This is a genomic window from Pseudarthrobacter sp. (genome assembly GCF_036675385.1).
Taxonomy (GTDB): Bacteria; Actinomycetota; Actinomycetes; order Actinomycetales; family Micrococcaceae; genus Arthrobacter.
On sequence record NZ_JAKFFD010000011.1, the window covers coordinates 1 to 2915 of the forward strand.

4 protein-coding genes are annotated in these 2915 nt (G+C 62.6%); all 4 read right to left on the reverse strand.

Annotation, left to right across the window (positions count from 1 at the left end; all coding sequences use genetic code 11):
• Positions 1-449 (reverse strand): ribonucleotide reductase N-terminal alpha domain-containing protein (locus tag V6M49_RS01215; RefSeq protein ID WP_332759601.1); only part of this gene is annotated, 449 nt, incomplete at its 3' end.
• 53 nt (positions 450-502) lie between these two features.
• Entirely contained in the window at positions 503-976 is a 474-nt protein-coding gene (nrdI, locus tag V6M49_RS01220) for a class Ib ribonucleoside-diphosphate reductase assembly flavoprotein NrdI (RefSeq protein WP_200950610.1), read from the reverse strand.
• Positions 977-1032: 56 nt separating this feature from the next.
• Positions 1033-1278 carry a glutaredoxin-like protein NrdH gene (nrdH, locus tag V6M49_RS01225; protein ID WP_013601222.1) on the reverse strand — a complete coding sequence of 82 codons (246 nt, stop codon included), beginning with the start codon at positions 1276-1278 and terminating at the stop codon, positions 1033-1035.
• Positions 1279-1631: 353 nt separating this feature from the next.
• A partial coding sequence (locus V6M49_RS01230; protein WP_332759600.1) for a class I SAM-dependent methyltransferase occupies positions 1632-2915 on the reverse strand: 1284 nt, incomplete at its 5' end.

The window sequence follows — 2915 nt, forward strand, 5'->3', positions numbered from 1 at the left end:
CGGCCTTCGATGATCTCGTCCACCATCTGCAGGGCGAGCTTTTCGTCGCCGCGTGCCAGGTGCAGGGCCACCATGCAGACGCGGTCCTCGTAGCGCTCCAGGAATCGATTGCCGTCGAACGTCTTCAGCGTGTAGGACGTGTAGAACTTGAACGCGCCCAGGAAGGTCTCGAAGCGGAACTTCTTCTTGTACGCGCGGTTGTAGAGCTCGCGGATGAAGTTCATCGTGTACTGGTCGAGGGTTTCGCGCTCGTAGTACTGGTTCTTCACCAGGTAGTCGAGCTTCTCTTCCAGGTCATGGAAAAAGACGGTGTTGTTGTTCACGTGCTGCAGGAAGTACTGGTGTGCAGCCTCGCGGTCGGCCTCGAACTGGATCTCGCCGTTCGGACCGTACAGGTTCAGCATGGCGTTGAGCTCGTGATAGCCCAGGCCCTTATAGGCGGCCGGCATCTCGGGCTTTTCGACGGCGGCGCCTGCGCGGGTGCCCTGGCCTTCGGCCCTGGTTACTTCTGTGTCTGCGACAGTCGTGTCCAAAACGTGTCCAATCCATTGTGTACGCGGGCGACGTCTTCTGGCGTGCCCATTAGTTCAAATCTGTAAAGCCGGGGGACGTTGCACTTGGCGGCAATAATGTCCGCGGCCATGCAGTAGTTGTCCCCGAAGTTTGTGTTGCCTGCACCGATAACCCCGCGGATCAGTTGCCTGTTCTGCGGGTCGTTCAGAAACCGGATCACCTGCTTGGGCACGGAGCCCTCTCCCCCGGTGCCCCCGTACGTCGGCACTACCAGGACATAAGGCCGGGTGGCGAGAAGGGGTGCATCCTTTGCATGGAGCGGGATCCGTGCCAGCTCACATCCGAGCTTCGCGACAAAGCGGCTGGTGTTCTCGGAGGTGGAGGAAAAGTAGATGAGCTGGCTCTGTGTGGTGACAGGCGCCAACGGGGCCACCTGGGCCCTGGCTACTGCCAGTGCTGACACGGGAGTCACCTCATGTGTGCGGATTGAAAGTTGCCGGCTGGCGAAAGTGCAGGGCCTTAGGCCACGGAGGAAACGGCAGACAGTGCCAGTTCCTCGATCTTGTCCGGGCGGAAGCCTGACCAGTGGTCCTGGTCCGTGACTACAACAGGTGCCTGCATGTAGCCCAGCGCCTTCAGGCGCTCGAGGGCCTCGGCGTCCTGGGAGATGTCAACGCTCTGGTAAGTGATGCCCTTTTTGTCCAGCGCACGGTAGGTTGCGTTGCACTGTACACACGCAGGTTTGGTGTAAACCGTAACGGTCATTGTCCCTGTCCCCTTTATCGAAATCTTCGCTCGTCTTTGTCCTGCCCAAGCTGTACGTCGATACTACATGTAGTGCAGACGGCTCTTCGGAACCCCAAGATGATGTATTACAAGTATGTCATTTAATGCACTTTTAATCCACAGGCAAGCGCCCTCAAAATGTCCGGAATTCCGCCATTTTTGCGGACGAAATCCACACCCTGTGGAGTACTTAGCCACAATTATCGCCCCGCGTGTCGCGTGCTGGACGGCGTGTCGCGCCTAGTGGGCGGACCACTACATCTGGTGCCGGGCACGCAAAAGGGGCCCTGAAAACACCTTCAGGACCCCTGCGACGTGACGAACCTAACCAGCTACAGCTGAGCCTCCCGGCGGTCCAGGACAATCTGCTGCACGTCCAGGTAGCCGGACTGGAAACCCGCCCGTGAATAGCAGAGGTAGAACAGCCACATCCGCTGGAACACGGCGTCGAACCCCAGCCCGCCCACCTCCTGCGAGCGCGCGATGAACTGTTCCTCCCAGAGGCGGAGGGTCGCGGCGTAGTGATCGCCCAGGCCCATCCGCTCCCGCACCCGGAGTCTGGTGTGCTGCTGGGTCACGCTTTCGATGGCCCGCACGGACGGCAGGAACCCGCCGGGGAAGATGTACTTGTGCACCCAGGTGTACGCGTTGCGCGTGGCCAGCATGCGGCCGTGCGGCATGGTGATGGCCTGGATGGCCACCTTCCCGCCCGGGGCCAGCACGCGGTCGATGGTCTGGAAGTAGATGGGCCAGTACTCATAGCCAACCGCCTCGACCATTTCCACTGACACAACAGCATCGAACTCGCCTTCCACGGCACGGTAGTCCTGCAGCGCCACGGTCACCTGGCCTGCGTAGCCGGCGGCTGCAATCCGTTCCTGCGCCAGCGCCCGCTGCTCACTGGAGAGCGTCACGCTGTAAACCGTGGCACCACGGGCTGCTGCCCGGAGGGCCAGCTCACCCCAGCCGGTGCCGATCTCCAGCAGCCGTGTGCCGTTTCCGACGCCGGCCTTGTCCAGCAGCCTGTCGATCTTGGCTTGCTGTGCTTCCGCCAAGGCGTCCCACGGGACCGAATCCAGTGCACCGTCGCTCAGCGGGAAGAGCGCCGAGGAGTAGCTCATGGTGGTGTCCAGGAAGTTGGCGAAGAGCTCGTTGGACAGGTCGTAGTGCCGCGAGATGTTGCTGCGCGTGTTGTGCTCTTCGTTGCGTTCCTGCCGCGGCGTCCGCGGCAGGTACAGGGTCCGCAGCTTCTGCAGCGGTGCGGGGATCAACGTGTCCACAGACGCGGCGAAGACCTCCAGCACCCCGGCGAGGTCTGACGCTTCCCAGTCCCCCGCCATAAAGGACTCGCCCAGCCCGATCAGGCCGTTGTCACCGATCCGCACTTCGAACGCTGCCGGCCTGAGCATGGTCATCACCGGCGCGTCCGGGCCGCCGGTGCCCAGCACCGAACCGTCCGGGTAGGCAACGCGCAGGGGCAGCCGCCGTACGGCCGCCTTGAACAGCAGGCCCGCGGCTTTGCCCGCCACCAGCGCTTTAGTGCCCGACGGCGCGTGGGCAACACCGGGCCACACTTCCGGATCGATGGTGGCCGGCGACGCCGGTACCCCGGCAGC